General features: G+C 64.0%; 28 protein-coding genes and 1 riboswitch. Of the genes, 15 read left to right on the top strand and 13 right to left on the bottom strand.

Annotated features, from left to right (window positions below):
* Nucleotides 1-46: 46 nt before the first annotated feature.
* Nucleotides 47-168, bottom strand: a riboswitch (cobalamin riboswitch).
* Nucleotides 158-1,399: a lipase family protein gene (locus ACFWO3_RS05610; protein ID WP_378574639.1), complete on the bottom strand. Its 1,242-nt coding sequence runs from the start codon at nucleotides 1,397-1,399 to the stop codon at nucleotides 158-160. It overlaps the preceding riboswitch by 11 nt.
* A gap of 206 nt (nucleotides 1,400-1,605) precedes the next feature.
* Between ACFWO3_RS05610 and ACFWO3_RS05605 the strand changes: the two genes are divergently transcribed.
* Both ACFWO3_RS05605 and ACFWO3_RS05600 read left to right on the top strand, forming a co-directional pair.
* Nucleotides 1,606-1,953 carry an Lsr2 family protein gene (locus ACFWO3_RS05605; RefSeq protein WP_378574637.1) on the top strand — a complete coding sequence of 116 codons (348 nt, stop codon included), beginning with the start codon at nucleotides 1,606-1,608 and terminating at the stop codon, nucleotides 1,951-1,953.
* A 15-nt stretch (nucleotides 1,954-1,968) separates the two neighbouring features.
* Nucleotides 1,969-3,360, top strand: a complete 1,392-nt coding sequence (locus ACFWO3_RS05600; RefSeq protein ID WP_378574635.1) for an amino acid permease — start codon at nucleotides 1,969-1,971, stop codon at nucleotides 3,358-3,360.
* A gap of 94 nt (nucleotides 3,361-3,454) precedes the next feature.
* On the opposite strand, the gene ACFWO3_RS05595 is transcribed toward ACFWO3_RS05600, so the two are convergent.
* Complete coding sequence (locus tag ACFWO3_RS05595) at nucleotides 3,455-4,774, bottom strand: DUF222 domain-containing protein (protein ID WP_378574633.1); 1,320 nt, start codon at nucleotides 4,772-4,774, stop codon at nucleotides 3,455-3,457.
* A 169-nt stretch (nucleotides 4,775-4,943) separates the two neighbouring features.
* Between ACFWO3_RS05595 and ACFWO3_RS05590 the strand changes: the two genes are divergently transcribed.
* Nucleotides 4,944-5,105 (top strand): zinc transporter permease, encoded by a 162-nt coding sequence (locus tag ACFWO3_RS05590; protein ID WP_378574631.1) that lies wholly within the window; start codon nucleotides 4,944-4,946, stop codon nucleotides 5,103-5,105.
* 30 nt (nucleotides 5,106-5,135) lie between these two features.
* Here ACFWO3_RS05590 and ACFWO3_RS05585 read toward each other — a convergent pair whose 3' ends face one another.
* Genes ACFWO3_RS05585 through ACFWO3_RS05575 form a run of 3 tightly spaced genes read right to left on the bottom strand, consistent with a single transcriptional unit; the run spans nucleotide 5,136 to nucleotide 7,847 of the window.
* Complete coding sequence (locus tag ACFWO3_RS05585) at nucleotides 5,136-5,546, bottom strand: YjbQ family protein (RefSeq protein WP_378574629.1); 411 nt, start codon at nucleotides 5,544-5,546, stop codon at nucleotides 5,136-5,138.
* Nucleotides 5,547-5,566: 20 nt separating this feature from the next.
* A complete protein-coding gene (locus tag ACFWO3_RS05580) occupies nucleotides 5,567-6,940 on the bottom strand; it encodes a VWA domain-containing protein (RefSeq protein WP_378574627.1) in 1,374 nt (457 codons plus the stop codon).
* 1 nt (nucleotide 6,941) lies between these two features.
* Nucleotides 6,942-7,847, bottom strand: coding sequence for an AAA family ATPase (locus ACFWO3_RS05575; RefSeq protein WP_378574625.1), 906 nt, complete (start codon nucleotides 7,845-7,847; stop codon nucleotides 6,942-6,944).
* 92 nt (nucleotides 7,848-7,939) lie between these two features.
* Here ACFWO3_RS05575 and ACFWO3_RS05570 point away from each other — a divergent pair, with 92 nt between their 5' ends.
* Both ACFWO3_RS05570 and ACFWO3_RS05565 read left to right on the top strand, forming a co-directional pair.
* Entirely contained in the window at nucleotides 7,940-10,243 is a 2,304-nt protein-coding gene (locus ACFWO3_RS05570; RefSeq protein ID WP_378574623.1) for a thiamine pyrophosphate-dependent enzyme, read from the top strand.
* Nucleotides 10,161-10,856 carry an NRDE family protein gene (locus ACFWO3_RS05565; protein WP_378574621.1) on the top strand — a complete coding sequence of 232 codons (696 nt, stop codon included), beginning with the start codon at nucleotides 10,161-10,163 and terminating at the stop codon, nucleotides 10,854-10,856. The genes ACFWO3_RS05570 and ACFWO3_RS05565 overlap by 83 nt, the downstream gene beginning before the upstream one ends.
* Here ACFWO3_RS05565 and ACFWO3_RS05560 read toward each other — a convergent pair whose 3' ends face one another.
* On the bottom strand, nucleotides 10,857-11,306 hold the full coding sequence (locus ACFWO3_RS05560) for a nucleoside deaminase (protein WP_378574619.1): 450 nt from the start codon (nucleotides 11,304-11,306) through the stop codon (nucleotides 10,857-10,859).
* A 226-nt stretch (nucleotides 11,307-11,532) separates the two neighbouring features.
* Between ACFWO3_RS05560 and ACFWO3_RS05555 the strand changes: the two genes are divergently transcribed.
* Entirely contained in the window at nucleotides 11,533-11,907 is a 375-nt protein-coding gene (locus ACFWO3_RS05555; protein ID WP_378574617.1) for a cupin domain-containing protein, read from the top strand.
* Nucleotides 11,908-11,949: 42 nt separating this feature from the next.
* The gene (locus ACFWO3_RS05550; protein ID WP_378574615.1) at nucleotides 11,950-12,942 is read left to right on the top strand and encodes an SGNH/GDSL hydrolase family protein; all 993 of its coding nucleotides are present in this window, start codon (nucleotides 11,950-11,952) and stop codon (nucleotides 12,940-12,942) included.
* A 1-nt stretch (nucleotide 12,943) separates the two neighbouring features.
* Here ACFWO3_RS05550 and ACFWO3_RS05545 read toward each other — a convergent pair whose 3' ends face one another.
* Nucleotides 12,944-13,270, bottom strand: coding sequence for a hypothetical protein (locus tag ACFWO3_RS05545; RefSeq protein ID WP_378574613.1), 327 nt, complete (start codon nucleotides 13,268-13,270; stop codon nucleotides 12,944-12,946).
* A gap of 131 nt (nucleotides 13,271-13,401) precedes the next feature.
* Here ACFWO3_RS05545 and ACFWO3_RS05540 point away from each other — a divergent pair, with 131 nt between their 5' ends.
* The 4 genes from ACFWO3_RS05540 to ACFWO3_RS05525 all read left to right on the top strand — a co-directional run bounded on the left by ACFWO3_RS05540 (nucleotide 13,402) and on the right by ACFWO3_RS05525 (nucleotide 17,709).
* Nucleotides 13,402-14,826 carry a lipase maturation factor family protein gene (locus ACFWO3_RS05540; protein ID WP_378574611.1) on the top strand — a complete coding sequence of 475 codons (1,425 nt, stop codon included), beginning with the start codon at nucleotides 13,402-13,404 and terminating at the stop codon, nucleotides 14,824-14,826.
* Nucleotides 14,827-14,907: 81 nt separating this feature from the next.
* Nucleotides 14,908-15,981: a diacylglycerol kinase gene (locus tag ACFWO3_RS05535; protein WP_378574609.1), complete on the top strand. Its 1,074-nt coding sequence runs from the start codon at nucleotides 14,908-14,910 to the stop codon at nucleotides 15,979-15,981.
* Nucleotides 15,982-16,035: 54 nt separating this feature from the next.
* Complete coding sequence (locus ACFWO3_RS05530; protein ID WP_378574607.1) at nucleotides 16,036-16,854, top strand: arylamine N-acetyltransferase; 819 nt, start codon at nucleotides 16,036-16,038, stop codon at nucleotides 16,852-16,854.
* Between the two features lie 9 nt (nucleotides 16,855-16,863).
* A complete protein-coding gene (locus ACFWO3_RS05525; protein WP_378574605.1) occupies nucleotides 16,864-17,709 on the top strand; it encodes a spermidine synthase in 846 nt (281 codons plus the stop codon).
* 9 nt (nucleotides 17,710-17,718) lie between these two features.
* On the opposite strand, the gene ACFWO3_RS05520 is transcribed toward ACFWO3_RS05525, so the two are convergent.
* The 3 genes from ACFWO3_RS05520 to ACFWO3_RS05510 all read right to left on the bottom strand — a co-directional run bounded on the left by ACFWO3_RS05520 (nucleotide 17,719) and on the right by ACFWO3_RS05510 (nucleotide 21,232).
* Nucleotides 17,719-18,816, bottom strand: coding sequence for a DUF475 domain-containing protein (locus ACFWO3_RS05520; protein ID WP_378574603.1), 1,098 nt, complete (start codon nucleotides 18,814-18,816; stop codon nucleotides 17,719-17,721).
* Between the two features lie 60 nt (nucleotides 18,817-18,876).
* Entirely contained in the window at nucleotides 18,877-20,205 is a 1,329-nt protein-coding gene (locus tag ACFWO3_RS05515; RefSeq protein ID WP_378575003.1) for an ABC1 kinase family protein, read from the bottom strand.
* A gap of 172 nt (nucleotides 20,206-20,377) precedes the next feature.
* Nucleotides 20,378-21,232, bottom strand: coding sequence for an LLM class F420-dependent oxidoreductase (locus ACFWO3_RS05510; RefSeq protein ID WP_378574601.1), 855 nt, complete (start codon nucleotides 21,230-21,232; stop codon nucleotides 20,378-20,380).
* A gap of 331 nt (nucleotides 21,233-21,563) precedes the next feature.
* Between ACFWO3_RS05510 and ACFWO3_RS05505 the strand changes: the two genes are divergently transcribed.
* On the top strand, nucleotides 21,564-22,019 hold the full coding sequence (locus tag ACFWO3_RS05505) for a hypothetical protein (protein ID WP_378574599.1): 456 nt from the start codon (nucleotides 21,564-21,566) through the stop codon (nucleotides 22,017-22,019).
* 3 nt (nucleotides 22,020-22,022) lie between these two features.
* Here the strand turns inward: ACFWO3_RS05505 and ACFWO3_RS05500 are convergent, their stop codons facing one another.
* The 3 genes from ACFWO3_RS05500 to ACFWO3_RS05490 form a co-directional block, all read right to left on the bottom strand.
* Nucleotides 22,023-22,526 (bottom strand): hypothetical protein, encoded by a 504-nt coding sequence (locus ACFWO3_RS05500; protein ID WP_378574597.1) that lies wholly within the window; start codon nucleotides 22,524-22,526, stop codon nucleotides 22,023-22,025.
* A 99-nt stretch (nucleotides 22,527-22,625) separates the two neighbouring features.
* Nucleotides 22,626-23,051, bottom strand: coding sequence for a hypothetical protein (locus tag ACFWO3_RS05495; protein ID WP_378574595.1), 426 nt, complete (start codon nucleotides 23,049-23,051; stop codon nucleotides 22,626-22,628).
* 30 nt (nucleotides 23,052-23,081) lie between these two features.
* Nucleotides 23,082-23,657 (bottom strand): TetR/AcrR family transcriptional regulator, encoded by a 576-nt coding sequence (locus ACFWO3_RS05490; protein ID WP_378574593.1) that lies wholly within the window; start codon nucleotides 23,655-23,657, stop codon nucleotides 23,082-23,084.
* A gap of 134 nt (nucleotides 23,658-23,791) precedes the next feature.
* Here ACFWO3_RS05490 and ACFWO3_RS05485 point away from each other — a divergent pair, with 134 nt between their 5' ends.
* From ACFWO3_RS05485 to ACFWO3_RS05475, 3 genes are all read left to right on the top strand, one after another.
* Nucleotides 23,792-24,808 (top strand): ABC transporter permease, encoded by a 1,017-nt coding sequence (locus ACFWO3_RS05485; RefSeq protein ID WP_378574591.1) that lies wholly within the window; start codon nucleotides 23,792-23,794, stop codon nucleotides 24,806-24,808.
* Complete coding sequence (locus tag ACFWO3_RS05480; RefSeq protein WP_378574589.1) at nucleotides 24,696-25,160, top strand: ElyC/SanA/YdcF family protein; 465 nt, start codon at nucleotides 24,696-24,698, stop codon at nucleotides 25,158-25,160. The genes ACFWO3_RS05485 and ACFWO3_RS05480 overlap by 113 nt, the downstream gene beginning before the upstream one ends.
* 204 nt (nucleotides 25,161-25,364) lie before the next feature.
* On the top strand, nucleotides 25,365-26,471 hold the full coding sequence (locus ACFWO3_RS05475) for a VIT1/CCC1 family protein (RefSeq protein ID WP_378574587.1): 1,107 nt from the start codon (nucleotides 25,365-25,367) through the stop codon (nucleotides 26,469-26,471).
* Nucleotides 26,472-26,573 lie beyond the last annotated feature (102 nt).

Below are 26,573 nucleotides of genomic sequence, written 5' to 3'. Positions count from 1 at the left end.
GCCCTTCTGCTCTGGGCTCGTTCGCGGAGCTCGAGGTGGTTCGGGCCGCGTGTAGGCACGACCCGGCAAGTATTCGGACTCGGGCTTGGGCCCATCACCGTTGCGCGTCAGTTCCGGGTTCGCACCGGATTCCCTTGCTCGGTCGAAACTGACGATATCAGCAGGTGGCAGGTAGCGGCTCGCCCCGGAATCGAGCGTCCATCCAGTCCAAAGCGGGCACCAGCCCCAGGGCGGCCGCCGAGAGGTGGTCCGGACTCGGGGTGAGCGTCGTCTTCACGTACGTGCCGGCCTCGCAATAGCGTGCGGTGGTTCTGTCGATCGCGTCGACCGGGATCAAGACGTCGGTGGGGCTGTGCCATTCGAATATCGGTGTCTCGGGGACACCCGGATACAGCTCGAGGCTGTTCTCCTCGAGCACCTTCCAGGCGTCGGGGTCGTCCATGAAGTTCGGGTTGTCGGTGAGTTCGGCTGCATTCTTGCCGACTCCCCAGAACATGATCTCGTTCGTGCACCCGTTGTTGATCAATCCGCGTAGCCATCGGCCCTGATTGTTCAACTGGCTGCTCAGGTGGATGCGATCGGGATATTCGCGTTCGAGGCCGATCGCGGCAGCCATCGCGAGGCCGAATGCCGGGTGCGGATTGACGCCGAGGGCCTCGGCCATCGTGGTCAGGTTCATCGGAGTGCCGCCGTGGGCAGCACCCACGATGTCGAGTTCCGGTGCATATTTCGGGGCCAGAGCGGCCGCCCAGGCGGTGGCCATGCCGCCGCCGGAGTAGCCACCCAAGGCCACCTGGCTGTTCGTGACACCCAGCTCGGGAACCTTCTTCACGGCACGAATTCCGTCCAGGGTGATCTGACCGCCGAGCTTCGCCGCCCCGTACGCCATTCGTGGACCGAGATGATCCGGGAGTGCAACCGCCCATCCTCGGGCAAGCGCGATGTTGAGACCGGGGGCCTCACGAATCTGCGTGAAGGGGTCGCTGGTGTAGAGCTCGGTCGCGATCTTGCACTTGTGTCCGAGTGAATTGATGATGTGCTGATAGGACGCCAAAGGGCCGTCCGGCTGATGGTTCGGTGGCAACAAGTACGTGGTGTTGGCAGCGATCGGCAGCCCACGCGAATCCGTCGACCGGAACAGGACTTCCCATACCGCGCTGCCCGGGAAGTACAGGTTCGGGGGCATCTGTCGAATGTTCAGCACATCCCCCGGCGCTCGCTCCGCGAGGTCGGGTGGCGGCGCGTAGAACGGGTCCGGGTCCGGCGTCGGCAATCCGAGCACCGATGCGGGCGCCGTGTGTGGATCTTGGGCGGCCGCCGTCCCGGCGCCGGCAAAAGCCGCACCGAGCGTGACGCTCACAGCAAGCACGAGTAACGGACGAAGAACGCGTGAGACCATGGCCTACCCCACTGTTTTGCCTGATGGACACCGCTCACTATGCCAAGGTCGACGTACGCGCATGAGTGTTTCGCGCCGAATCGTGACAAACCGGACGGTCCGGTTTTTGTAGGTCGGGTGCGGTGAATGGCATCGCCGACTTTGCGGAATTGCTACAACTCGACGTAATCTTGTCATCGAGTTTTCACCGACGATTGGATTGATTCGTGGCAAGAAAAGTAATTGTTGAACTGGTGGATGATCTCGACGACACGCCCATCGAGTCCGGAGAAGGCGAACACATTGTTTTCGCCGTCAATGGAACCGAATATGAAATCGATCTGAACGACAAGAACGCGCAGGAATTCCACCGCAAGCTGGGCTACTACATCGAGCATGCGGCGAAGGTTGCAAGCGGCAAGAAGCGGACGGCCGGTTCGTCGACCTCATCCCCGCGCCGCAGCAGCGAACAGACCAAGGCGATCCGTCACTGGGCTGCCGCAAACGGCTATGAGGTGTCCTCGCGTGGCCGCATTCCCGCCGAGATCGAAGAGGCATTCAAAGCAGCTCACTGACTCGGTCACAGATACATGGACAACATTGACGCCGGCCCCTCGGTCGAGGGTGAATCGGCTGGACTTCGGCGTGGCCTGACGGCTCGGCACATTCGATTCATTGCACTCGGGTCCGCCATCGGCACAGGGCTTTTCTACGGTTCGGCAGAAGCGATCGACCGTGCCGGGCCCTCGGTACTTCTCGCATATCTGATCGGCGGCGCGGCCGTGTACATCGTGCTTCGTGCGCTGGGAGAAATGGCGGTCGCGAGCCCGGTCTCCGGATCGTTCGGTGAGTATGCGACAAGACATCTCGGCTCTTTGGCGGGGTTCACCACAGGGTGGACGTACACGTTCGAGATGGTGATCGTGTGCCTCGCCGACGTCACCGCGTTCGGCGTGTACATGGGCTTCTGGTTCCCCGACGTGCCGCGCTGGATCTGGGTGCTCGCGATCGTCTTCTTCATCGGTGCGGTGAACCTCCTCGGCGTGAAGACCTTCGGCGAACTCGAATTCTGGTTCACGCTGGTGAAAATCACAGCGATCATCGCGATGATCGTGGGCGGTGCCGCAATTATCGTCTTCGGATTCGGGATTCACGACACGGAAGTCGGTGTGTCCAATCTGTGGACGGACGGCGGGTTCTTTGCGACCGGAATCGGCGGATTCATAGCATGTTTCGCCATTGTCATGTTTTCCTTCGGTGGAACCGAGATCATCGGAATCACCGCGGGCGAAGCAGAAGACCCTGCTCGGACAATTCCTCGGGCCGTGAATACCGTTCCGGTGCGAATCATTTTGTTCTACGTGCTCACCCTCGCCGTCATCATGGCGATAAATCCGTGGCAGGAGATCGGCTCGGACGAAAGTCCGTTCGTCCAGATCTTCGACGGTCTCGGAATCGGTTCTGCCGCGACGGTCCTCAATATCGTGGTCATTACCGCCGCCCTGTCCGCAATCAACAGCGACATATTCGGTGCCGGCCGAATGATGTACGGAATGTCTTGCGCCGGTCAGGCTCCCGCAGTGATGCAGCGGGTCTCCCGCAACGGAGTTCCGTGGATGACCGTGGTGATCATGGCGGGAGCCCTGCTCGTCGGTGTGCTGCTCAACTACCTGATCCCCGACAAGGTCTTTCTGGTGATCGCGTCGATCGCTACCTTCGCGACGATCTTCGTATGGATCATGATCCTCCTGTCCCAGTTCCAGGCGCGGCGGCGCATGAGTGAACAGGAATCGACCGAGCTCGCCTTCCCCGTCCCGTTCTGGCCGTATGCACAGATCGCGGCGATCGTCTTCCTGGGCTTCGTGATCGGAGTGCTCGCCTTCGTGTCCGACACCCGGGTAGCACTCGTCGTCGGTGTCGCGTGGCTGGTGCTGCTCGCCGTGGCACACCGGGTCTGGGTTCGGCCCCGCGCGTCGGTCTAGCCTTCGCCGAGGAGATCGGGGAATACTCCTGATTCCCATGCCGTTTGGCGCCGCCTGGTGGTGGTTGGTGGGCGGCGCTGGTCGGTGGTGTGGGTCAGGCGGCGTCGGGTCCGGCCCTGGTGTGCTCGTGTCCGGTGCGGCGGTTCGACGGCAACACCGGTCGCTCACCCGGAAGTGGTGGGGGCAGGAACCACGGATACCGATCGTCGCCCATGATCACTTCCCACTGGGAGTGATGGATCAGGCGGTGATGAAACCTGCACAGCAACACCAGATTGTTCAGGTTGGTGGGTCCGTGATCGGCCCAGTGCACGATGTGATGACCTTCGCACCACGACACCGGTGCCCCACAGTTCGGGAACGCACACCCACCATCACGCACCGCGAGTGCGCGGCGTTGTTTCGCGGTCACCGTGCGGACCGTGGCCCCCACATCCAATGGGGCACCGTCCGGGTCGACGACCACCGCCGAGAGCAGACAATCACAGGCGAGCATGCGGGTGGTGGAGATCGTCAACGGACCCATCCACGACGCCCACCCCACATGATCATGTTCCGGATCGGACAGCAGATCCCGATGCGAGTCGGCGGCCGAGGAATCAGGAGCGGGTTTCGGATGCGAGGCAAGATCGGCCGCCTTCACCATCACCGACAGGTGCGGCTTCACACCACCCTCGGACGGGCCGGCCCCGGCAGCCAAATAGCGGCGGAGCAGTTCGGTGAACCCATCCGCCCGCCGCTTGGCCGGAGAACGCGAATCCTTGGTGCCGTCGGTGGCGGGGCGCGGCGCGCAGAGCCCGGACAACGCGGACAACAGCATTTCCCCGGATACCGCATCCAAATCGGCCTTCACCGCCACCCGACCGTTCAACGTCCGGCAGGCATGAAATTCGTTACGGTCGGTGTCCTCGGCCGGTGGTGGGGTGTCGGATTCGAAGATGCGTTCCAGTTTCGCGATCACCGCCCGCACCCCAGGTGCGGTCGCCAACGGTCCCCGTCCCGCCACCAACAGTGCGTCCACACACGCCGGTAAGGCATCGGCGGGCATTCCTGCCGGCGGGTTCTCGCAGAACCCGACGATCAGCCCCGCCACCGCGATCGACACCTCACCCGCATCCAACGCGGCACCCACCGACGGGTACTTCCCCAACACCGCACCCAACGCGATCAACCTGCCTGCGGCACCGACCTCGAGCAATGTGGTGTGCCCCAACCACATCTTCGTATTCCGATACCCCAGCACGTCCATCCGGCAGCGGGCATCGACCTCGGCCACCAACCGCACCCGCCGCGCCTCCAACACCGCGATCTGCGACGACACCTCGAGCACCGCATCACACAACACCCGATCCGCCAACCGCCACGCATCATCCGACGATGACTCCACCCCCGAGAAAACGTCCCCCGACCCCATGCACCCACTTTAGGTCGAACACCAGTTCGAGTCAATGGTTCGAGTCGAGGTTTCGAATGCTCCGAGTACTAGCCTCGGAATGATCTCGGGATCTACCCTCGAACCAGGAGATGAGCGGGGCCCTTCCGGCCGGCTCCAGTCGGTCGACTGCTCGTCGGAGGGACGAATCATGACCACTGCCGAACATCGCACGCACGAAGATCACACGCACGTCCACGGCTCGGACTGTGGCCATGAGGCGGTTCAGCACGGGGATCACGTGGACTACATTCACGACGGTCATCGACACGCAGCGCACGGCGATCATTACGACGAACACGGTGACGACTGACCGGCTTCCTCGCGACCGGGAAGGCCACGTTCAGCCAGGGAGGAAGCTGAACCTGACGTTGCGGACAGGGTTGTCCACGTTCGTGTCCACGAGACAGACGGACTGCCAGACTCCCGTGGCAGCTGTGCCGTCCAGGACGGGAATCGTGGCGTAAGGCGGAGCGAAAGCCGGGACAACGTGGTCGCGCCCGTGTCCAGGGGTACCGTGTTGGTGTCGCCATCTGCCGTCGCGCGGTAGTAGATCGTCGACCGCAGCGAGAAGGTCCTCGTCGCTGCCCGCCCCCGTCTCGATGACTGCGAGACCGGCAGTGGCATGCGGCACCCATACATGGAGCAGCCCGTTCCCCGCACCGGCATCCCCGAGGAACTTCTCGATGTCGGTGGTGAGATCGTGCACCACCGCCACGTTGCCCGTGCGAACCTCTATCTCGGTGCTGTACATGTAATCGACGGTAGCGCGGATCAGGTGGGTAGCAACCGGCCGACGACATCGGCAAGTTGGCGGACGGTCCCCGTCTCGTACATGGACACGACCTCGGCGTAGGTGTGTGCTGCGGAGTCGCCCGACGACCACGACCGCGCCGGCTCGGGATTGAGCCAGAAGATGTTCTTGGCGCGCGCCCGCATGGCTTGCAGTACTGCGACATTGGGATCTGCGTAGTTCGTTCGGGCGTCACCGAGTATCAACACCGAACTTCTGGGACCGATGGCGTCGAGATACTGCGCTCCGAACGCGGCGAACGCAGTTCCGTAATTGCTGCCACCGAAGCGCGCGACGTCGGTCTCGGCCACGACCCTGTCGGCGAAGCCCGCTGTCGGCGGCTCCCCGGGGCGAAAAATATGCGTGATCTCGTCGCACGAGTCCACGAAGCCGAAACTGCGCACCTTCGTGAACTGGTCCTGCATCGCTTGCACGAGCATCAGTGTGAACTCCGCGAACCCGGCAACGGAGCCGGACATGTCCGCGAGGATGATCAGGTCGGGACGCCCATGGCGGCGTGCCTGGAGGACCGGTCGCATCGGAATGCCGCCGGTGCCCATCGACTTGCGAACGGTACGGCGCATGTCGATTCGGCCGCGAGTGGCTTTGCGTCGGCGTGCCGAAACTCGCGTGGCAAGTGTCCGTGCGAGTGGGTAGACGAGCCTCCGCATCTCGGCCAGATCCCGCTGGTTCGCCGATAGAAAAGCCCGATCCTCCGTGCTCTCGCGCACCGCGCTCTTGGCGACCTTCTTCGCACCCCGTATGCGGGCCACTCGACGAAGTGCCTCGGCTTCCACGAGGGCTCTGAATTCGCCGGCCCGACGCTCTGCTTCGAGTGCGAACACTGCGTCTCTGGTGTCGTCCCCTGTCGAACCGCGCTGCGACTGTGCTTCTTTCGCGAGTTCGTCCGGGGACCCGAGTTTCTGAAATGTTTGATAGGCAGAGAACTGCGCTCGGCCCTCGCCTCTGCCCGATCCGGACGAGCCTTCGCCGCCGATCGCGCCCAGCGAGTCGAGGACTTGTTCTGCGAGTGTCGCAACACCATCCGTGTCCCCATCGGAAATTGCGTCGACAACCATCTCTCGGAGTTCGGTGACGTCTGTGGACGGGGGAAGCGGCACAGCCTCACCCCCGTCGTAGAACAGCGCGAATATTCGGTCGAAGACTTCGCGCTGACCGGGTCTGCGAAGGAGGGTGGCGGCCAGGCCGGACCGGAGGCGGTCTCGATCGGATTGGCCGAGGACCACCGTTGCTGCCGCAGCGTCGACCGTGTCGCTCGTGCCGATCTCCACGCCGTGCTCACGCAGGACGCCGACGAACTCGACGAGCTTCTCCGAGTTCACGTTGGTGGACACGCTACTTGCTGCCCCGCTTGTTGCCGAGATGCAGTTTCTCGGTTGCAGTTTCGTGATCGGACTTGTACTTGAGCAGTACGCCCATTGTCGATCTGACGACGGCGTCGCCGACCTCTCTGACTCCGAGTCCACGGAGGGTCCGTGCCCAGTCGACCGTTTCAGCGATGGACGGTGGTTTCCGGAGCTCGAGCTTTCGCAATGCGGACACCACTTCGACAGCGGAGGACGCCACGGTCTCGTCCAGCTCCGGAACTTTGGATCGTACGATCGCCAGCTCGAGTTCCGGTGTCGGAAAGTCGATATGGAGGAACAGGCACCGCCTCTTGAGGGCCTCGGACACCTCGCGGTTCGCGTTGGACGTGACCACCACGAAGGGGGTGCGTACCGCCTCGATGGTGCCGATCTCCGGAATGGTCAGCTGAAAGTCGCCGAGCACCTCGAGGAGGAGTCCTTCGATCTCCATATCGGCTTTGTCCAGCTCGTCGATCAGTAGCACGGTGGGTTCGTTGTTGCGTATCGCGGTCAGCAGCGGACGGGAGAGGAGAAACTCTTCGGTGAACACGTGGTCACGTGTGGCTTCCCACTCCGTTCCCTGTTCTGCGGTGATGCGCAGCAGCTGCTTGGCGTGGTTCCACTCGTACAGCGCCCGCGATTCGTCGATGCCCTCGTAACACTGCAGACGCACCAACTCGGACTTCGTGGCCGCCGCGATCGCCTTGGCCAGTTCGGTCTTGCCGACACCTGCCGGCCCCTCGATGAGAAGTGGTTTGTGCAGGTAGTCGGCGAGGAACACGGCCGTTGCGATGTCGAGTGACGGCAGGTATCCGACAGCGGACAGCCGGTCGTTCACCTCGTCCACCGAGGTGAACAGGGTGTCGGCGGTGGGCTCGCTCTGGTCGGTGCTCATAGCAGCATCGAGCGTATACCAGCGCACCGCGGGCGTTCGGGCGACAATGGCGAGCAGGAAACGTGGAGCGCGTCCGGAAGGAAGTGGTTCCCATGGCGGAACCGGTCGACGAGCACTTCCTCGAACGTGTCCGAGGCTTACCGTCCGAGGTCCTGCCCCGCCCGCCGCTCTCCCAGCCGGTGCGTGCCGGTTCGTCCCTGACCGTGGGTCGGTGCCTCGAGCTGTTCGACGACCAGGTGGACAGTCGTCATCTCGACCTGGCGGCACGTCGGTTGCGTGCGCAGGGCTCGGGGTACTACACGATCGGTTCGTCCGGGCACGAGGGCAACGTCGCGGTGGCGGCTGCGCTGCGTCCGACCGATCCCGCGTTGCTGCACTATCGATCCGGCGGGTTCTATCTGACCCGGGCCAGGCAGGTGGACGAAGGCGATCCGCTGCTCGATGTGCTGCTCGGAATCGTCGCCGCGTCGGACGATCCGATCTCGGGTGGCCGCCACAAGGTGTTCGGCCGCAAGGACATTGCGGTGATTCCACAGACCTCGACAATCGCCTCGCATCTTCCACGTTCGGTGGGTGTTGCGTTCGCGATTGCGCGGGCAGCGAAATTGGGGATACCGTCACCGTGGCCGCGTGATGCGTTGGCGGTGTGCAGTTTCGGGGATGCCTCGGCCAATCACTCGACGGCCACCGGCGCGATCAACGCGGCCGTCAACATCGCCTACCGAGGGATTGCACTTCCTCTGCTCTTGGTGTGCGAAGACAACGGGCTCGGTATCAGTGTCCCGACCCCGGAGGGCTGGATAGCCGAGTTGTATTCCGGTGTAGCCGGACTGAAGTACTTCACGGCCGACGGTGCGGATGTGGTGGGCACTTTCGACGAGGCGACGCGTGCGGCGGATTGGGTACGCGCGTATCGCAAACCCGCACTTCTGCACCTGCGTACGGTCCGCTTGATGGGTCATGCCGGTTCCGACGTGGAGTCTGCGTATCGCCACACCCAGGATGTCGCAGCAGACATGGCTCGCGATCCTGTGCTCGCGACGGCCCGCGCTCTGGTCGAAAAAGGTTGCCTCACAGTGTCCGAAGTGCTCGGTAGGTACGATTCGGCGCGGGAGGAAGTACGCGTTCGTGCGGAGACCGCGGCGGCGTGTTTCCCGCTCACGTCGGTCGCGCAGATCATGGCACCGCTGGTGGTGCCGTCCGAAGCCGAAGTTCTTGCGGCGATTGCGCCGGTGGAGGGTAGCGACGAACAGCTCACTTTCGCCCAGTCCGTCAATCGTGCTCTCGCCGACATTCTGGATTCCTGTCCAGGCGCGCTGGTCTTCGGGGAGGACGTTGCCCGTAAGGGCGGGGTGTACGGGGTTACGCGGGGTCTCGCGGCGCGAGCTGGGCCCGGCCGGGTGTTCGACACACTGCTGGACGAACAGACGATTCTCGGTCTTGCGCTGGGCGCCGGACTGTCGGGTTTTCTCCCGATCCCGGAGATCCAGTATCTCGCGTACCTCCACAATGCCGAGGATCAATTGCGGGGCGAGGCGGCCACGCTGCGGTTCTTCTCCGAAGGCAGGTTCCGGAACCCCATGGTTCTTCGAGTCGCTGCGTATGGCTACCAGAAGGGGTTCGGTGGCCACTTCCACAACGACAACGCGATCGCCGTGCTTCGAGACATCCCCGGGATCGTCGTGGCGTCGCCTTCGCACCCGGCGGACGCCGCTTCGATGCTGCATACGTGCGTCGCCGCTACTCAGGTCTCCGGAGTTCCGTGCGTGTTTCTCGAACCCATCGCCCTGTACCACCAGCGTGATCTGTACGAGACGGGAGACGACGGGTGGCTGGCCCCGTATCCGTCGAGTTCGGATCGGACCCCGATAGGGACAATACGTACGTATGGCACGGGGTTGGATCTGACGATCGTGACGTTCGGAAACGGGATACCACTCGCACTTCGGGCAGCACGAACTCTCGGTGAGCGAGGAATCGAGGCCAGGATCACGGATCTGCGCTGGCTGGTGCCGTTGCCGACGGAAGCCCTGCTCCGTGAGGCAACGGCCACGGGCCGCGTTCTCGTAGTCGACGAGACCCGGCGCTCCGGTGGGGTGTCGGAAGGGGTGTTCGCCGCCCTGATCGATGCAGAATTCGGCGGAGCAATGAGCCGGGTGACCAGCGCCGACAGTTTCGTCCCGCTCGGAGACGCGGCGTTGCAGGTGCTCGTCTCCGAAGAGCAGATCGTGGATGCGGCAATCGCTCTCGTAGGATCCGGGTATGTGCCTACTTCTCGTGGCGTGGAAGGTTCACCCCGAATACCCGTTGATAGTGGCAGCGAACCGCGACGAGTTCTACAGGCGCCCCACCGAGCCCGTCCACAGGTGGGAGAACGGAATCGTCGCCGGACGTGACATCACCAGCGGGGGAACGTGGTTGGGTGTCGGCGACGGTCGGTTCGCGGCGGTGACCAACGTGCGGGAAGGCCCGCCGACCGGAGTCGCCGCACCGCGTTCGCGTGGACTGTTGCCTACGGACTTCCTGACGGTACCCACGTCGCCCGAGGCTCACGTCGGCGAGCTCGATGGCGATCGGTACGACGGATTCAATCTCCTCGCGTGCGATCTGGACCAACTGTGGTGGACGTCCAACAGATTCGGCGCAGAAGAGGTCGGTCCTGGTGTTCACGGTCTGTCCAACAGTGCTCTGGACACGGCGTGGCCGAAGGTCACGGCCGGTACTGCCGCATTCGCCGAGCTCGCCGCGACGGACGACGGCAGCACGGCGACCACCGAGGCGTACCTGCACCTGCTGTTCGACAAGACGCAGGCACCGACGGAGCTGCTGCCACACACCGGCATCGGTGAGGACATGGAGAAGGTGCTCTCGCCCTTGTTCGTGGACTTCGGTGATTATGGCACCCGCGCCTGCACGGTCGTACGGATGCGGGCGGACGGCTCGTTCACCCTCACCGAACGCAGGTTCGAGAACTCCGAGGTGATCGGGGAGTCCACGATCACCTCGTGATCAATCGGCCACGCCGATGTCCTCGTTCCACAGGTCGGGCCGATCGCGAACGAAGTCGGTCATCATGTCGATGCAGTCCCGGTCCGCGAGCACGGCCACGTCCACCCCGTTCTCTGCCAGCCAATCGTGGCCGCCGGTGAAGGTGACACTCTCGCCGACGATCAGGCTGCCGATGCCGAACTGTCGGACGAGTCCGCTGCAATACCAGCACGGCGACAGCGTGGTCACCATGATCGTGTCCCGATAGTCACGCAGTCGTCCGGCGTCACGGAAGGCGGCGGTCTCCGCGTGCACGGACGGGTCGTCGTCCTGGACCCGTCGATTGTGACCGCGGCCCAGAAGTACTCCATCTTTGGTGAAGAGGGCGGCGCCGATCGGAATGCCACCTTCCGCAAGGCCGGCCCGTGCTTCGTCCAGTGCGATGCGAAGAAGTTGCCCGGGGTTCGTCACAGCCCCAGCTCACCCCGCCTCGGCGCCGGGTGTCAACATGTTCGCCGTTTCGGCAGTGGTGGGTCGTGCGCGCGCCATATTCTTGACGAAGGGACGTCGAAGGGCGGGATCATGCGCACACGATCGACCGTTGTCGGCCTGGCTGCTCTCTGCACGCTGCCCTTCCTTTCGGCGGGAACCGCAGCCCTTTCGGGGGGGAACCGCAGCCCTTTCGGCGGGAACCGCGGTGGCGACGCCACCGTCCGGCGTCACCGCCGAGAACCTCTTTCACGCTTCGTTCCCGATCGGTCTCGGAAGTACGGAGCTCGAAGGAACCGATTTCACGGTGCGCCGAATCGAGATCGAACCCGGGGGAACCACAGGCTGGCATTATCACGACGGACCCGTGTACGCCTACGTCGAAACCGGCACGTTGACACGGGTTCTGCACGATTGCTCGGTGGAAACGACCGGGCCGGGTGGGCTCGTCGAGGAGGACGTGGGAAGTGACCGCCCGCACGAAGGTGTCAACGGCGGGCCGGGCGCTCTGGTGTTGCTCGCCGCATATGTGGAACCGCCCGGCGATCCGTTTGCGGAGGATGCACCGGACCCGGGCTGCTGACGCGGGATTCCTTTACTGTGGGGGCGTAGGAGAGGAGTGCACTTGCGTACAAGCGTTTTCGGGTCGTGTCTTTTCGAGGCGAGTCGTGACCGTCGGATGCGCAGTGCCGTATTCGTGGCGATGGTTGCCACGGTGGTCATGACGGTAGCCGTGTCGTGTGTGGCAACCACGCATTCTGCGACGACCCACGCGGATACGAAACCTGTCCGCACGGCGCCACCTCCTCTCGACTACGTGGCGTTGGGGAGCTCGTACGCCGCCGGTCCGGTGATCGCCCCCGTGGTCGACGCGAACTGCACTCGGTCGGGTGCCAACTACCCCCATCAGGTCGCCGAGCGGCTGAATTATCGCCTGACGGATCGAAGCTGCTCCGGCGCAACGTCGGCGAGCATCCTGGACACACCCCATGTTCCGAATTTCGGTTTGGGCGCCCCGGTGCCTCCGCAGATCGATTCCGTCACCCCGGAGACCGATCTCGTGACGGTCACGATCGGCGGCAACGATGTCGACTACATGGGCCGGCTCGTCGCGAACAGTTGTGCGACTGTCTTCGAGCGTGCTCATCCTCGGCCACCGGAAGGGGCATACGTGAAGTTCTGCGGACGGGCAGGCGCACCGCCGTCATCGGAACCGAGCCCCGCCGACTACGACAAGGTCGAGGATTCGGCAGTGGCAATCGTCGACGCGATCAAAGCCCGGTCGCCGATGGCACGCATCGTTTTCGTCGACTATCTGCCGGTGGTTGCCGCGAACGGCGCGCTGTGCGATGTGGTTCCTCTGACACCGGAACGTGCGGCGTCGACGGTGCGGGTGCATCGCGCGGTCGCGGAAGCGACGGGGCGGGCCGCCGCGAAGACCGGATCGCAGCTGGTCCGGGCTTCGGATCTCGGGAAGGGACACGGTGCCTGCTCGAAGGATCCTTGGGTCGCCGGCTTCGAGATCATCCAGCGCAACAGTGGTGGCGCGGTCTTCTACCACCCGAATGCGGCAGGAATGAGTGCGGTCGCGGATCAGATCACGCGACAGATCGGCTGACTCACAACCAGCGCGGCACTGCCGGCTTCACCCACATGATCTTCTCCTCCGGGTGCTGCTTCGATGCGCTGGGATGATCGGGGTTCTTCGTGGCCCAGTCCGCCTTCTCGCGAAGCAGCTGGGCGACGCGTGTCCAGGTTTCGATGGTCCTGGGTGGATGCGCTCCGGCTGCGCGGGCCAGCTTCTTGAGCTGGGCATCCGTCAGATTCAGGAGTTCGTCACCGCTGATGTCGCGATCCCACACGTAGCGAGCGATCCCGACGGCCTTCTCCCGGCGATTCTTGTCGGCCTGCTCGGTGTGTGCGAAGTCGACGTCCTGTGAGTCCACGGTCACCTCCCTTGTCCGTATCGGACGAGTTTAAGGGTCATGACCCCGCCTTCGGGGCGGGCGTATCGTTCGACACAGCGGCCGGTGCTCGTTCGTGCGCGGCGGCCCGGGCCTGTTGGCGGGTGGAAGAGATGGGATGGTTCGCGGCAGAGAACTATTCGTTGGGTCGTCTGCTGTTCACCGAAGGACTGGCGGCTCTCTATCTCGTTGCGTTCGTGGCGGCTGCCCGGCAGTTCCGGTCTCTCATCGGCACGAACGGAATACTTCCGGTGCCCGATTTCGTACGCGACGTGTCGTTCGCCGGTTCGCCGAGCATCTTCCACCTGCACTATTCCGATCGGTTCTTCGCGGTGGTGGCGTGGTGCGGTGCGGGATTGTCGGGGCTGACGCTCGCGGGTGTGACGATGCGATTGCCACTGGCTGCGTGCATGCTCGTGTGGTTCGTCCTCTGGTGTCTGTACTTGTCGATCGTCAACGTGGGCCAGGCCTGGTATGCGTTCGGTTGGGAATCCCTGCTCCTGGAGGTCGGCTTCCTCGCGGTGTTTCTGGGTAACGCGGACACGGCGCCACCGGTCCTGGTGTTGGTCCTGTTGCGCTGGGTGCTGTTCCGGCTCGAGTTCGGTGCAGGTCTGATCAAGATGCGTGGTGACCGCTGCTGGCGGGATCTGACCTGTCTCTGCTATCACCACGAAACGCAGCCCATACCCGGCCCGTTCAGTAGGGCGTTTCACCACCTCCCGGCGCCTGTTCACAAGGTGGAAGCGGCCGGGAATCACGTGACGCAGCTCGTCGTGCCGTTCGCACTCTTCTTGCCCCAGCCGGTCGCGGGTATCGCTGCGGGGATCATGATCCTGACGCAGCTGTGGCTGGTGGCGAGTGGAAACTTTGCGTGGCTGAACTGGGTGACCATCGTTCTCGCCGTCTCGGTGTTGCCCGATTCGGTGCTCGAACCGGTCTTACCGCTGGCGGCGGGTGTGGGTTTCGCTGTCGCGCCGTTACCCTTCGTCGTCGCAGTAGTCGCGGTGACGGTTCTGGTGGTGCTCCTCAGCTATCGACCCGTGCGGAATCTGATTTCGGCGAGTCAGGTGATGAACGCGTCCTTCGACAAGTGGCATCTGGTCAACACCTACGGTGCGTTCGGGACCGTCACCAGGATCAGGCACGAGATCGTGCTGGAAGGCACAGCGGACTCGGAGTTGTCGCCGAGTACCGGATGGTGGGAGTACGAGTTCAGGGGTAAGCCCGGCAATGTGTATCGCAGACCTCGCCAGTTCGCGCCGTACCACCTGCGCCTCGATTGGCTGATGTGGTTTGCGGCGCTGTCCCCGTCTTATGCGCGGTCTTGGTTCCCGGGATTGGTCGACAGGTTGCTCGCGGCCGATCCGCAGGTGTTGGTGTTGCTGCGGGAGGACCCGTTCTCGGGGCGAGCACCACGCTTCGTGCGGGCGCGGTATTACCGATATCGGTTCACGACCAGGGAAGAACATCGGGCGACCGGCGCGTGGTGGCACAGGGAGCTGGTCGGGGACTACATGCCGCCGGCCTCTCTCGATTGAGCGTTGCCCCGAAACCATCCCCGCAGAAAATGGAACCTGTTACATTTTTCCGAACCGGCCGGCAACGACAGGAGCTCAGCAATGGTGCATCGCGTAGTGGGGTGGTCCACCGGCACGGTCGGTAGGCACGTTCTCGCCGGTATCGACAAGCACCCGGACCTCGAGCTGGTCGGTGTGTGGGTATCGAACCCGGACAAGGTCGGCAAGGATGCAGGTGAGCTGGCCGGTCTGGGTCGTGAGCTCGGCGTGGCGGCGTCCGGCGACAAGAACGAGATGCTCGCTCTGAAACCCGATTGCATCGTTCACACCGCCATGACGGACGACCGCATCTTCGAGGGGATCGAAGACCTGATCTCCTTCCTCGAGGCAGGGATCGACGTGGTGTCGTCCGGTCCCGTGGTGTTGCAGTACCCACACGGGGTGCTCCCCGAAGAGCTGGTCGCGCGGATCACCAAGGCGGGCAAGGACAACGGGTCCACCCTGCACGTCAACGGCATCGACCCCGGATTCGCGAACGACGTTCTGCCGCTGGCGATGACCAGTCTCTCGCAGCGCATCGACGAAGTCCGGTGCTCCGAGATCGCCGACTACTCCACCTACTACCAGCCGGTTGTCATGCAGGACATCTTCGGATTCGGCAAACCCGTCGACGAGACACCGGCGCTGCTGCAGCCCGGAGTTCTGTCGTTGGCGTGGGGAAGCGTGGTCAGGCAGATCGCCGCCGGGCTCGGCGTGACGCTGGACGAACCGCTGGTGGAGAAGTACGAACGGGGAACGACCGAGGTGGACCTGGACATCGCGTCGTGCCGCATTGCGAAAGGTACCGCCGCAGCATTGCGATTCGAGGTGATCGGCACGGTGGACGGAGTGCCGAAGGTGGTTCTCGAGCACGTCACCCGTACGCACCGTGACCAGATGCCCGACTGGCCGCACCCTGTCGGCGGGGACGGTTCCTATCGGGTCGAGATCAAGGGTGAGCCGTCGATGACCGTCGACTTCTCGCACCACGGTGAGAACGGTGACCACAACGACTCCGGGATGATCACCACGGCCATGCGTCTGGTGAACTCGGTGCCCGCGGTTGTCGCCGCAGAACCGGGGATCGCCACCGCGCTGGATCTCCCGCTGGTGACGGGACGAGGGCTGGTGAGCTGACAGAAGGCTTCCGGCGCAGCGTAAGGTGAGTACCCGCGCAAGCGAAGGAGGGTCATGACCGCCAGTGAGGACTCCGTCGACGTCGACAGGTACTTCCAGCGGATCGGTTACGCCGGCGACCGTACTCCGACACTGCGTACACTCGATGCCATCATCGGCCGCCACGCCACCGCGATTCCGTTCGAGAATCTCGATCCGTTCATGTCGCGACCCAACAGAATCGACCTCGTCTCGCTGCAGCACAAGCTGATCGACTCCCGCCGCGGCGGCTACTGCTACGAGCAGAACCTGTTGCTGCGGTCCGTGCTGATGTCGCTTGGGTTCGACGTCACCGCCCTCGCCGCTCGTGTGCTCTGGGGCGCGGACGACTACGCGATCACGCAGCGCTCGCACATGCTGTTGGCGGTGACGCTCGAAGACGGGGCTCGTGTCGTCGACGTCGGATTCGGCGGTATGACGATGACGTCCTCGATCAGGTTCGAGTCCGACGTGGAGCAGTCCACCCCGCTCGAGCCGTTCCGGTTGACCACACTCGGGAACGACTTCGCGCTGCAGGCGAAACTCGATGGGGTGTGGCGCTCGATCTACCGGTTCGATCTCACCCCGCAGCATCCCGTCGATTACGAAGCGTCCAACTGGTATCTGTCGACGTGGCCGCACTCGCGGTTCGTCACCGGCCTGACCGTTGCCCGGCCGTCCTCGGACAGGCGGTACGCCCTCAACGGGTTACGTCTGACCGTTCATCATCTGGGCGGTCCGAGCGAACGTCGTCAGCTCGAGAGCGTGGAAGACCTTCGTCGGACGCTCGAGAACGACCTTCTCGTCGACACTTCCGGTATTCCGCTCGATCTCGTTTTCGATCGCGCCACCTGAGGCAGTTCGGTGGCGAAGAAGCGCAAGTCCGCGGTGGCCTCTGCCGGTCGCGGTGGCCCTGTGGCCGGGGTGTACGACATCGATACCGGCACTTGCGAACTGGTCGGCGATCCATACGCGCCGGGGAGTTGGGTCGTGAAGGTGAACGGTGTCGAGAGTTCGCACATCGACCCCGACGATCCCGAACGTCTCGACTTCGAATACATGAGATGGATTGCGCAACTTGTTCGTTCCCACTGGGAAGCGAGTTTCCGGCTACGCGCTCTACACCTCGGCGGTGGGGCGTGCTCACTGGCCCGACACCTGTGGGCGGGATACCCCGATGCCCGGCAGGTGGTGGTCGAACTGGACGGCAAACTCGCAGAGCTCGTTCGTGAATGGTTCGATCTGCCGCGAGCGCCGCTTCTGAGAATTCGGGTGGGAGAAGCGCGTGCGGTAACCGAAACCTTGACCGAGTCTTCACGCGATCTGATCATCCGTGACGTCTTCGCAGGCAACACCACACCTTCCGCACTGACGACGGTGGAGTTCACCGAGCATGTTCGCCGAGTGCTGGCGCCTGGCGGCATCTACGTGGTCAATTGCGGTGACACACGGGACCTTGTCGGAGCGAAACGTGAAGCGGCAACGATCGGCTCGCTGTTCGAACACTTGGCGATCATCGCCGATCCGGCAATGCTCAAGGGGCGACGGTACGGAAACATCGTGATCGCAGGGAGTGACGTTCCGATCGCCGACGACCCCGCCCTGGCCAGGAAGCTCCTGGGCGGCGGAGTGCCCGCCACGGTGTGGTGCGATGGCCGAGTCCGTCAGTTCGCCGGAACAGCAAAGGCTCTCACCGATCCGGTAGGTTAGCCGCCGCTATCAGCCGACTGGAACCGGAGCATCCTCGTCGTTTCGGATGTCGGTGTCGAGCTTCCGATTACGTCGAACACTCGAGACGAATGCGGCACCGATCAGAACCACCCCGACGAGTCCGGTGACGTTCTCGTTCACGTGGTAGCCGATCGAGACGAGCAAGATGACGGCGAGCGCTCCGATCGCCCAGTGCGCGCCGTGCTCGAGGTACACGTACTCGGACAGCGTGCCCTTCCGGACGAGGTACACGGTGAGGGACCGCACGAACATCGCACCGACGAAGCCGAGCCCCAGAGCGATGATGATCGGATCCGAGGTGATGGCGAACGCGCCGATGACTCCGTCGAACGAGAAGGACGCGTCCAGTACCTCCAGGTAGAGGAAGAGGAAGAAGCCTGCTTTGCCGGTCGCCTTCGCGAGGTCCGATGGGCCGGTCGACTCGTCCGAGGTGTTGAAGAGTTCACCCAACCCGTTCACCGAGATATACGTGATCATGCCGAGGACGCCGGAGATCATCACCGTGGACACCTTGTCCTCGGCTGCCACGAAGCCGGCGGTGAGGAGCAGTAGCCCACCTGCGACGACGACGGAGAGCTGATCGAGTCGACCGAGCTTGGCCAACGGCTTCTCGATCCAGGACAGCCAGGTGATCTCCCGTTCCTCGAGAACGAAGCCCAGGAACAGCATCAGCAGGAACATGCCGCCGAAAGCCGCGATCTGCGGGTGCGCGTCGGTCAACAGCGTCTCGTAGCTCGGATCGCCGTTGGGGAAGTGACTTGCCCCGGCCGCCGGCGGATTGAGCGCCAGATCCATGGCGGCGATCGGGCCCAGACCGGAAGCCAGCCACACGATGACGAGGGGGAATACCAACCGCATTCCGAATACTGCGATCACGATGCCGACGGTGAGGAAGATCTTCTGCCAGAACTCGCTCATCCGCTGGAGGACGGTCGCGTTGATGACGGCATTGTCGAACGACAGCGAGATCTCGAGGATCGCGAGAACGGCGACGAGGAGAACAGCTTGCGGGCCGCCGTACAGGGCCGCGACGATCAGGGCGACCAGCGTCACCACGAACGAGATACCGAATATTCGCAGAACCACGTGCCGCGGCCTTTCCGATGGAGAATTGTGCCCCGTGACGGTACAGCCCGGTGAGGGTGCTCAGTCCTCCGGCAGGGTGATGCCCAGTTCGCGTGTGCGCGCCGCCACAGCCTCGGGAAACAGATTCCGGAACAGGTAGAGGTCCTGTCCCAGTACCCAGCCGGGTGCCAATTGGGTGGCGTAGCGCTCGAAGTATCCCAGCTGCTTGCCGAACAGAACGAGCTCTTCCGGGCTGGTCACCCCCCACTGCTTACCCACCTGGATGAGTCCGACGATCAGGGTGCTGAGCTTCAGCTCGCCGAGGTCCTGGCCGAGGATCGGGGCGAGAACCGTCGCCACCTGCGCGCCGATCTCCTCGTCCGTGGCATCGATCTCTGTGACGTAGCCGAGCTTCCTGACCCCGCGAGCCACGCGCGAGAAATCGCCGTCGATGACGGTTGCGTAGAACATGTCCTTGATGATCTGTCGCCACTCGGCCGGTAGGACGCCCACGATGCCGAAATCGAGGAAGGAGATGCGTCCGTCGTCGAGTACCCACAGGTTGCCGGCGTGGACATCGCCGTGAAACGGCCCGTGCATCACCACCGATTCGATCCACACCTTCACTCCCCGGCGAATCAGCAGTCGATTGTGTTCGTCCTCGCCGGGCACCCACCGGTCCAGAGGGTCGCCGGACATCCGTTCCATGCAGATGACATGCGGACCGCAGTAGTCCCAGTACACCTCGGGTGTGGTGACGTGCTTGTTGTCGCCGAACGCCGAGATGTTGTCACGGAATCGGGTCTGCCTGTCCGCCTCCACCGCGCTGTTGAGTTCTGTCACCGTGGCGGCGTGCAGATCGCGAATGATGGCCGTTGCGTTGGCAATACGAAAGAACTCGAACGTCTCGAGGATTCCGGCACCCCAGTACGCGGCGCGGAGGTCAACGAGCATCCGTTCGGCGATGTGGGGCCGCTGCACCTTGATGACTGCGCGGCGGCCGTCCCGCAACGTACAGGCGTGGACCTGAGCGACCGACGCAGCCGCGAGGGGCCGATCTTCGAACTCGGTGAACAGGACGTCGATGGTGTGTCCGAGGTCCTCCTCGATTCGCGAACGCGCAACGGATGCCGGAAAGGGTGGAACGTCGTCGAGACATCGCAGGCACGCGTCGGCGAGTGGTCCGGGGAACACTCCGGAGGACGACGCCATCAACTGGCCCAACTTCACGAACGTCGGTCCGAGGATTTCGAAACCGTTCACGACACCTTCGCTGGCAGTGTCCACGAGGCGGCGTTCGCGCGCGAAGGGCCACTTCAGCAGGGACACGATCACGCACATCGTGAGTACCGCGACGATGATCGTGCTGCGCCAGAGTTCGGGCAGCCGGAATCGACCGAGCTCCGGCATGTCGACAACGAGCGCCGAAGCCGGTGGTCCCGCCGCATACGGGCCGACGGGATGTGGTGTGGAAGCGTGCACGGCCTTCTGTCCTGACTATCTGGTACTTCGCGTCACGCCATACTGCCAACAATTCCGGCGAGGGGGAACAGTCGATCGGCGTTGACGTGATCCAACCAGGTCAGAGGTTCAGAACCGTAGCCAGCTCACGTAGCACCGGAACCGGGTCGTCCGAGGCAGGCAGTATCTGAATGGCCACGTGATCGGCCCCGGCTCGCACATGCTCGTTCAACCGCGCCGCGACCTGCTGTGCGGTGCCGTGCGCGACCAGGTCGTCGATCAGGCGGTCACTACCACCGCCGGCGATCTCCGCCTCGGTGTAGCCGAGTCGCTTCAGATTGTTCACGTAGTTCTTCAGATGCAGGTAGGGGTTGTCGACGGCGTCCCGGCCGATACTCCGCGCCCGCGCGGCGTCGTCGTCGAGAACGACCTTCTGCTCGGGCGCCAGAAGTGCGCGTCCGAGGTGTTCACGGGCCTGACGGGTGTGTTCCGGTGTGGTCAGATACGGGTGGGCGCCCGCCGACCTCGCCGCCGAGAGTTCGAGAACCTTGGGCCCCAGCGCCGCGAGTACCCGCCGCTCAGCAGGCACCCCTCGTTCGTCCAGAACTTCCAGATACTCGACGAGGGCGCTGTACGGCTTGCTGTAGTCCAGCCCGGGTTGCTCGGGGTGGCCGACGCCGATACCGAGCAGGAAACGGCCGGGGTACTTCTGCTCGAACCGGTGATAGGTGTCCGCGATGTCGTGGGCGGTGGCAGTCCAGATGTTCACGATGCCCGTGGCCACGGTGATCGTCTCGGTGGCGTCCAGGACCTTCTCGACGGCTTCGAGGTCGGCCGGCGGCGAACCGCCGATCCAGATCGTTCCGTAGCCGAGTTCTTCGATGGATCTCGCGGCATCGGATTTCAGGAACCCGCCACGCCAGATTCCGAACTGTCCGAGGTCGGGGGTCGAGGTCGAATCGGTGTCTGCAGTCACAGGTGGTGCAACAGCGAGCGGGTCCGCCTGATTCCGCCTATAGCTGGTTCAGCCAGGACACGAAGAAGAATCCTCCGGGGTGCACGAGGTGTCGGTCACCGAGGAGTCGGTGAAACCACGGGCGCAGTGAGGTGCTACTGCACGGCCCTGCCATGGCCCAATCGGCTGCGGACAAGGACTCGGTGCTGGGCCGGGTGTGGTAGCGCACTGCAAAGCGCGTGAACCGATCGTGTGGGCGCGGCATGGGATGCTGGGCTGGTAGTCGTTCGGATCGAGTAGGGGAATCGTGAGAATGTGCGCTGATGTCAGGTGGCCGGAATACTGGCCGTTCGTGGCCCGCGAGATTGCAGGAGCGGTGCTGGCCGCGGTCACGGCCGTGCAGTCGGAGTCGGCGTCGCACGCAGACGAGGCGTTCGAGGAGCTCGAGGCGCTGCCGTTCGAGCAGGTGGTCTCGGTGCAGTCCGGGATCGTGCGGGAATTGCTCGAAATGGCTCATCCCGACGGTCTTGTGGGTGAGGACGTGCAGGAGGTGTTGCAGCGGTGTATTCGCTCCACCGCTGCGTGGTGTGCCCGCCTGGATGTACAGGTTCTCGTAGAAGTGCTTACCGGCGCGCTCGGAGTGGCCGACGTCGACGCGAATCCACAGGTTGCCGAACCGGGCGCCTATGTCGCCGCAGCGACCGTGGTGATCGTGGATCTGCTGCGGGCCGTCCGCGTCCCGGCCGTGGAAGTCATCCGAAGGTCGGTCGGGGAGATCGCCCGAGCGGAGACGATGGAGATTCCCTGAGAATTACCAGATGACGCCGTAGGTGGACGCGATCACGAAGCCGTGCTCGCTCGACTCGCAGGCGACGGCGCCCTGGTAGCCGACTCCGCATGTGTTGTTCTGCAGGGTGATCTTGTGGCCCTCCGGCAGCACTTTCTGTCCGCCGGGAACGGTGAAACCGGGTGCTTCCGCGTACCTGTAGTTCCCCGGCTCGAAAACGGCGGCGCGCACCTGGTTGGTGCCCTCCGGTGCATCAATCGGAACCGCGTCACAGCCGACGTGTCCGCTGTTGGTGTACATGCCACACATGCGGCCGTCTGGGATCTGGAAGAAGACGCTGCCGTAGTAGTTCATGTCGTCCACCAGGTACTCGGTCCAGTCGACGGGTGTGTACGCGTCGAGTCCGGTATCCGGCGGCTGTGCTCCGGCGACGCCGGAGGCGAGTGAGGCCGCGAGTGTCGCGCCACCGATCACTGCCAGGACCTTGCTCATCGCCGTGATTCGGGGTGCTTTCGAGCTGGGGGTCATGACTGGCTCCTCATGCTTCGCGGACGTGCGTGTGCACGATGTGTCGTCGGAACCGTCGAATCCGTTAGCACCGCAACGTAAATTGCTGTTCAGGGATGCTCAGAGAAACTGCTTCTGCACGAATCCGGCGACGAGTACGGCGGTGCCGCCCAACTCGCCGATGATCAGCGCGAACATGAACGCCGTGGTGCCCCGGACCGGCTTCACGAACTGGTTGTCGGTGTCGGCGAGAAATCCGTGCACGACGTAGCTCGCGATGGCACCGACGAAGAAGGCGACGACGATCAGGCCGGCCGTCAGGTCCACCGCGACCGGCCAGCCACTGAACTGCGCGAGAGCTGCGAGGACCAGCGTTGCGAACGAGTACATGAGCGCTGCGCGGTGGGCGATGTCGACGTACGGGTGCGCGAGACCGCTGTCGGATACCGACATCTGGCGGTACTTCCACGTCCCCAGTGCCATGCCCCAGAGCAAGATGAGTCCCGACAGTAGGACCAGGACCTTCGTATCCAGGGCAAGGCTCACGAGACCATTCGATCACACGCGTGTCGGCGATCAGTCGGGCAGATCCGCGGCGCCCGGCCGGATGCCCGCAAGGTAGATCGCCACCAGTCTCCTCGTGAAGTTCGGGTGGGGGGCTTCTGCGAACGGCACTAGAGGTCGCGTGATGGTGGCGAGCGCCAGGACGATCTCGAGTGGGTCGAGGTCTTCTCGGACCAGACCGCTGTGCTGCGCACGGAAGACCAGTTCGCTCACCGACGTCTTGGTCTCTTCGCGAACGTCGAGAACGTGCGGTGGAAGTTCGTCGAGGCTCGACCTGATGATCGCCGGAACCAGTGCGCCCATACGTAGTTCGACGACCGAGTCGATGTACTGCGTCCAGGCAGTGGTGGGATCGGCGTCGAATCGGGCGAGTGCATCGCGCGCGAGGGCGCCGACCTCGCTCAGCGTGGTCTCCGCGACTGCGTGAGCCAACTCTTCCCGTGAAGGGAAGTTGCGGTAGAGCGTCGCGATCCCGACGTCGGCGCGTGCGGCGATCGCATCGAGCGGCGCGTCGTGTCCACGTTCGACGAACACGTCGCGTGCTGCGTGGATCAGCGTGTCGCGGCGTCGGCGGGCGTCTGCGCGCATGACCTCACCTCCTGTATCCCCGAAACCTGCTGGATTTCCGAACTGGATTGACACCCGAGCATAACCGGAGGATTATCTTCCACATACAAGTGGAGGAAATTGCTCCGCTTGCGGGAAAGCTTGGAGAGGTAGAGATGACGACGACCGTCAATAAGGTCCCAGTCGATCAGGACACGCGCAAGGGTCCACCGGACAACGTCAAGCTGATTGCCGTGGTTCTGGGGCTCACCGTGGTCATTTCCTTGATGCTGCTCGCCTTCGTGCTGCCGAGTATCAACAGCGGACCGCACGAGCTGAAGTTCGGTGTGGCAGGTCCGGGTCCTGCCGTGGAACAGATCGAGAACGGACTCACCGCGGCGCAACCCGACGCGTTCGACGTCCAGTCGTACGACGACGAAGCCGCCGTGCGGACGGCCATCGAACATCGTGACATCGTCGGCGGCATCGTCGTCACCGAGCAGGGGCCGACCATGCTCACCGCGTCGGCCGGCGGGCAGCAGATCGCCCAGGTGCTGACCGGGGTCGCCACCGGCCTCGGCCAACAGACGGGTGCGCCGGTGCCGGTCGAAGACGTGGTTCCGCTACCCGAAGGGGATCCGGCCGGAGTCGGTTTGGGGATGCTCGCATTCCCGCTCGTGTTCGGCGGAATGGTTCCTGCCATCGCCCTGGTTTCGCTGTTCCCGCGCAGCCTTTCTCGGCGCATCGTCGGAGCCGTGTCCTTTGCCGTTCTCGCCGGCCTCGTCGTGGCAGCGATCATGCAGTTCGGCATCGGCAGCTTCGACGACAACTACCTCATGGCGGCCGGCGGTGTCGCGATAGGCATCGCCGCAATTTCACTGACGATTCTGGGGCTCGAGTCACTGCTCGGATACGCCGGGCTCGGAATCGGTGCCGTGACGATGATGTTCATCGCAAACCCGTTGTCGGGCATGGCTACAACGTCGGCATGGCTGCCCTCGGGTTGGGGCGCGCTCGGCCAGCTGTTGCCGCCCGGCGCGGCAGGTACTGCCATCCGTTCGATCGTGTACTTCGACGGTCATGGGGCCGGTCATTCGCTTGTGGTGCTCGCGACGTGGATCGTGGTCGGCGTGGGGTTGTGTGTCGTTGCGGCGATGCGCAACCGGTCCGAACCGAGTGGGGCCCGTTCCTGAGCGGCAGGCGCATCGGGTGCGTCTCGTGCTTGGATGGGGTTCATGTCCACATCCGCGAGTCGACGTCCTCGGCCAGTTCTCGTTCGTCGCGGACTTGCCTGGGCGGCGATCGGCGCCAGTGCCGACGGTGATCGTTCTCGGATCGAAAGTTGTTGACGGAGAGTCGAAATCCTTTCTGAAGGGTCGTCTCGATGTGGCAGCAGCCGAACTGGTGGATGACGGCCGCGCGAAAGCAGTTCTGGTGTCGGGCAACGGCGTCAGCGATACGGGCGACGAAGCGGCGGTCATGACCGACTACCTCGCCGGCAAGGGTGTGGACCGGCGCACGATCATCGAGGACGGGTACGGGTAGGACACCTACGACACCTGCGCCCGCGCCGTGCATACCTACGGCGTGACGCACGCGTTGTTCGTTACCTAGGGGCTACACGTTGCACGTGCCGTGGCGCTGTGCCGCGATGGACCCTGTACGACCTGTTCTCGAACAGAGATCCGGCAGTCGTGTCTCCGCGCGAGAACTCGGTGACAGCGTTGCTCGGCGAGTAGCGTCTTCGGCGTGTCGACAGAACCGTCCACCGGATCTCGGCGCGAGCCCACCTCGCGCGATCTTCGACGCTGGCGTCGCTATCTCGCGAACGAGCGGGCCGAGGCTGCCGTCTACCGCGACTTGGCGCAGCGCCGGCGAGGAGAGGAGCGCGAGATCCTCCTCGCGTTGGCGGAGGCGGAGGGGCGTCACGAGTCGCATTGGCTCGATCTGCTCGGCGACCAGGTGGGCAAACCGCTCCGTAGCGATGTTCGGACTCGGTTGCTGGGAGTACTGGCCCGTCGTTTCGGATCCGTGTTCGTGCTGGCACTGGCTCAACGTGCCGAGACACGCTCGCCGTACTCGACGGACGAGGACGCGACCGCGGCGATGGCAGCGGACGAGCAGATACACGAAGAAGTGGTCCGCGGTCTTGCCGCGCGGGGGAGAAACCGGTTGTCCGGCAACTTCAGGGCCGCGGTGTTCGGGGCGAACGACGGCCTCGTCAGCAATCTCGCCCTGGTGCTCGGAATCAGCGGCAGCGGGGTTTCTCAACACATCGTCCTCGTCACCGGTCTCGCCGGCCTGCTGGCGGGTGCCCTGTCGATGGGCGCCGGCGAATACGTGTCGGTGCGTTCGCAACGGGAACTGTTGGAGGCGTCGGTCCCGGCGGAGTCTGCGCGTGAGGCGGTTCCGCTGCTGGACGTGGACGCGAACGAACTCGCGCTCGTCTACCGGGCGCGAGGAATGTCGGAAGAGACTGCCGAGGCGCGTGCTGCAGAAGTGTTGCGGATCGGTGTCGAGCCCAAGCGGAGCACTCCGGCCACCGAAGACGGCCCCGCGGACGAACACGAGTCGGTCGGGACGGGTCTGGGTGCCGCGACGGCAAGCTTCTTCTTCTTTGCTTCCGGCGCGATCGTTCCGGTGCTTCCCTACCTTTTCGGCCTGTCCGGGTGGACAGCATTGCTGGTAGCTGCGGTTCTGGTCGGGATCGCACTGCTCGGAACGGGTGCGGTGACGGGCCTGTTGTCCGGTGGTCCTCCGTTCCGGCGGGCACTGCGGCAGTTGGCCATCGGGTACGGCGCGGCCGCTGCGACCTACCTGCTCGGCATGCTGTTCGGTACCGGCGGAGCCGGCTGACCGGTTACTGCCCAGTAATCCTGTGGCACTACCGACTGGGCGGTCGGTTCGGTGTTAACCTCCCTCGTGAAATGCCGCTCGGGACGAGTGGCCAGGGAACGA

The organism is Rhodococcus sp. NPDC058521, from assembly GCF_042719695.1.
GTDB lineage: Bacteria > Actinomycetota > Actinomycetes > Mycobacteriales > Mycobacteriaceae > Rhodococcus_F.
This window is presented reverse-complemented; position numbering and strand designations above follow the sequence as displayed.

What these genes read in the sequence shown, in the direction of transcription:
- ACFWO3_RS05500 (WP_378574597.1), bottom strand. Translation starts at nt 22,526, where the DNA reads ATGACCCCCAGCTCGAAAGCACCCCGAATCACGGCGATGAGCAAGGTC.
- ACFWO3_RS05490 (WP_378574593.1), bottom strand. Translation starts at nt 23,657, where the DNA reads ATGCGCGCAGACGCCCGCCGACGCCGCGACACGCTGATCCACGCAGCA.
- ACFWO3_RS05610 (WP_378574639.1), bottom strand. Translation starts at nt 1,399, where the DNA reads ATGGTCTCACGCGTTCTTCGTCCGTTACTCGTGCTTGCTGTGAGCGTC.
- ACFWO3_RS05515 (WP_378575003.1), bottom strand. Translation starts at nt 20,205, where the DNA reads ATGCCGGAGCTCGGTCGATTCCGGCTGCCCGAACTCTGGCGCAGCACG.
- ACFWO3_RS05570 (WP_378574623.1), top strand. Translation starts at nt 7,940, where the DNA reads ATGGCGGAACCGGTCGACGAGCACTTCCTCGAACGTGTCCGAGGCTTA.
- ACFWO3_RS05595 (WP_378574633.1), bottom strand. Translation starts at nt 4,774, where the DNA reads ATGGGGTCGGGGGACGTTTTCTCGGGGGTGGAGTCATCGTCGGATGAT.
- ACFWO3_RS05485 (WP_378574591.1), top strand. Translation starts at nt 23,792, where the DNA reads ATGACGACGACCGTCAATAAGGTCCCAGTCGATCAGGACACGCGCAAG.
- ACFWO3_RS05600 (WP_378574635.1), top strand. Translation starts at nt 1,969, where the DNA reads ATGGACAACATTGACGCCGGCCCCTCGGTCGAGGGTGAATCGGCTGGA.
- ACFWO3_RS05590 (WP_378574631.1), top strand. Translation starts at nt 4,944, where the DNA reads ATGACCACTGCCGAACATCGCACGCACGAAGATCACACGCACGTCCAC.
- ACFWO3_RS05535 (WP_378574609.1), top strand. Translation starts at nt 14,908, where the DNA reads ATGGTGCATCGCGTAGTGGGGTGGTCCACCGGCACGGTCGGTAGGCAC.
- ACFWO3_RS05585 (WP_378574629.1), bottom strand. Translation starts at nt 5,546, where the DNA reads ATGTACAGCACCGAGATAGAGGTTCGCACGGGCAACGTGGCGGTGGTG.
- ACFWO3_RS05480 (WP_378574589.1), top strand. Translation starts at nt 24,696, where the DNA reads ATGGGGCCGGTCATTCGCTTGTGGTGCTCGCGACGTGGATCGTGGTCG.
- ACFWO3_RS05540 (WP_378574611.1), top strand. Translation starts at nt 13,402, where the DNA reads ATGGGATGGTTCGCGGCAGAGAACTATTCGTTGGGTCGTCTGCTGTTC.
- ACFWO3_RS05575 (WP_378574625.1), bottom strand. Translation starts at nt 7,847, where the DNA reads ATGAGCACCGACCAGAGCGAGCCCACCGCCGACACCCTGTTCACCTCG.
- ACFWO3_RS05530 (WP_378574607.1), top strand. Translation starts at nt 16,036, where the DNA reads ATGACCGCCAGTGAGGACTCCGTCGACGTCGACAGGTACTTCCAGCGG.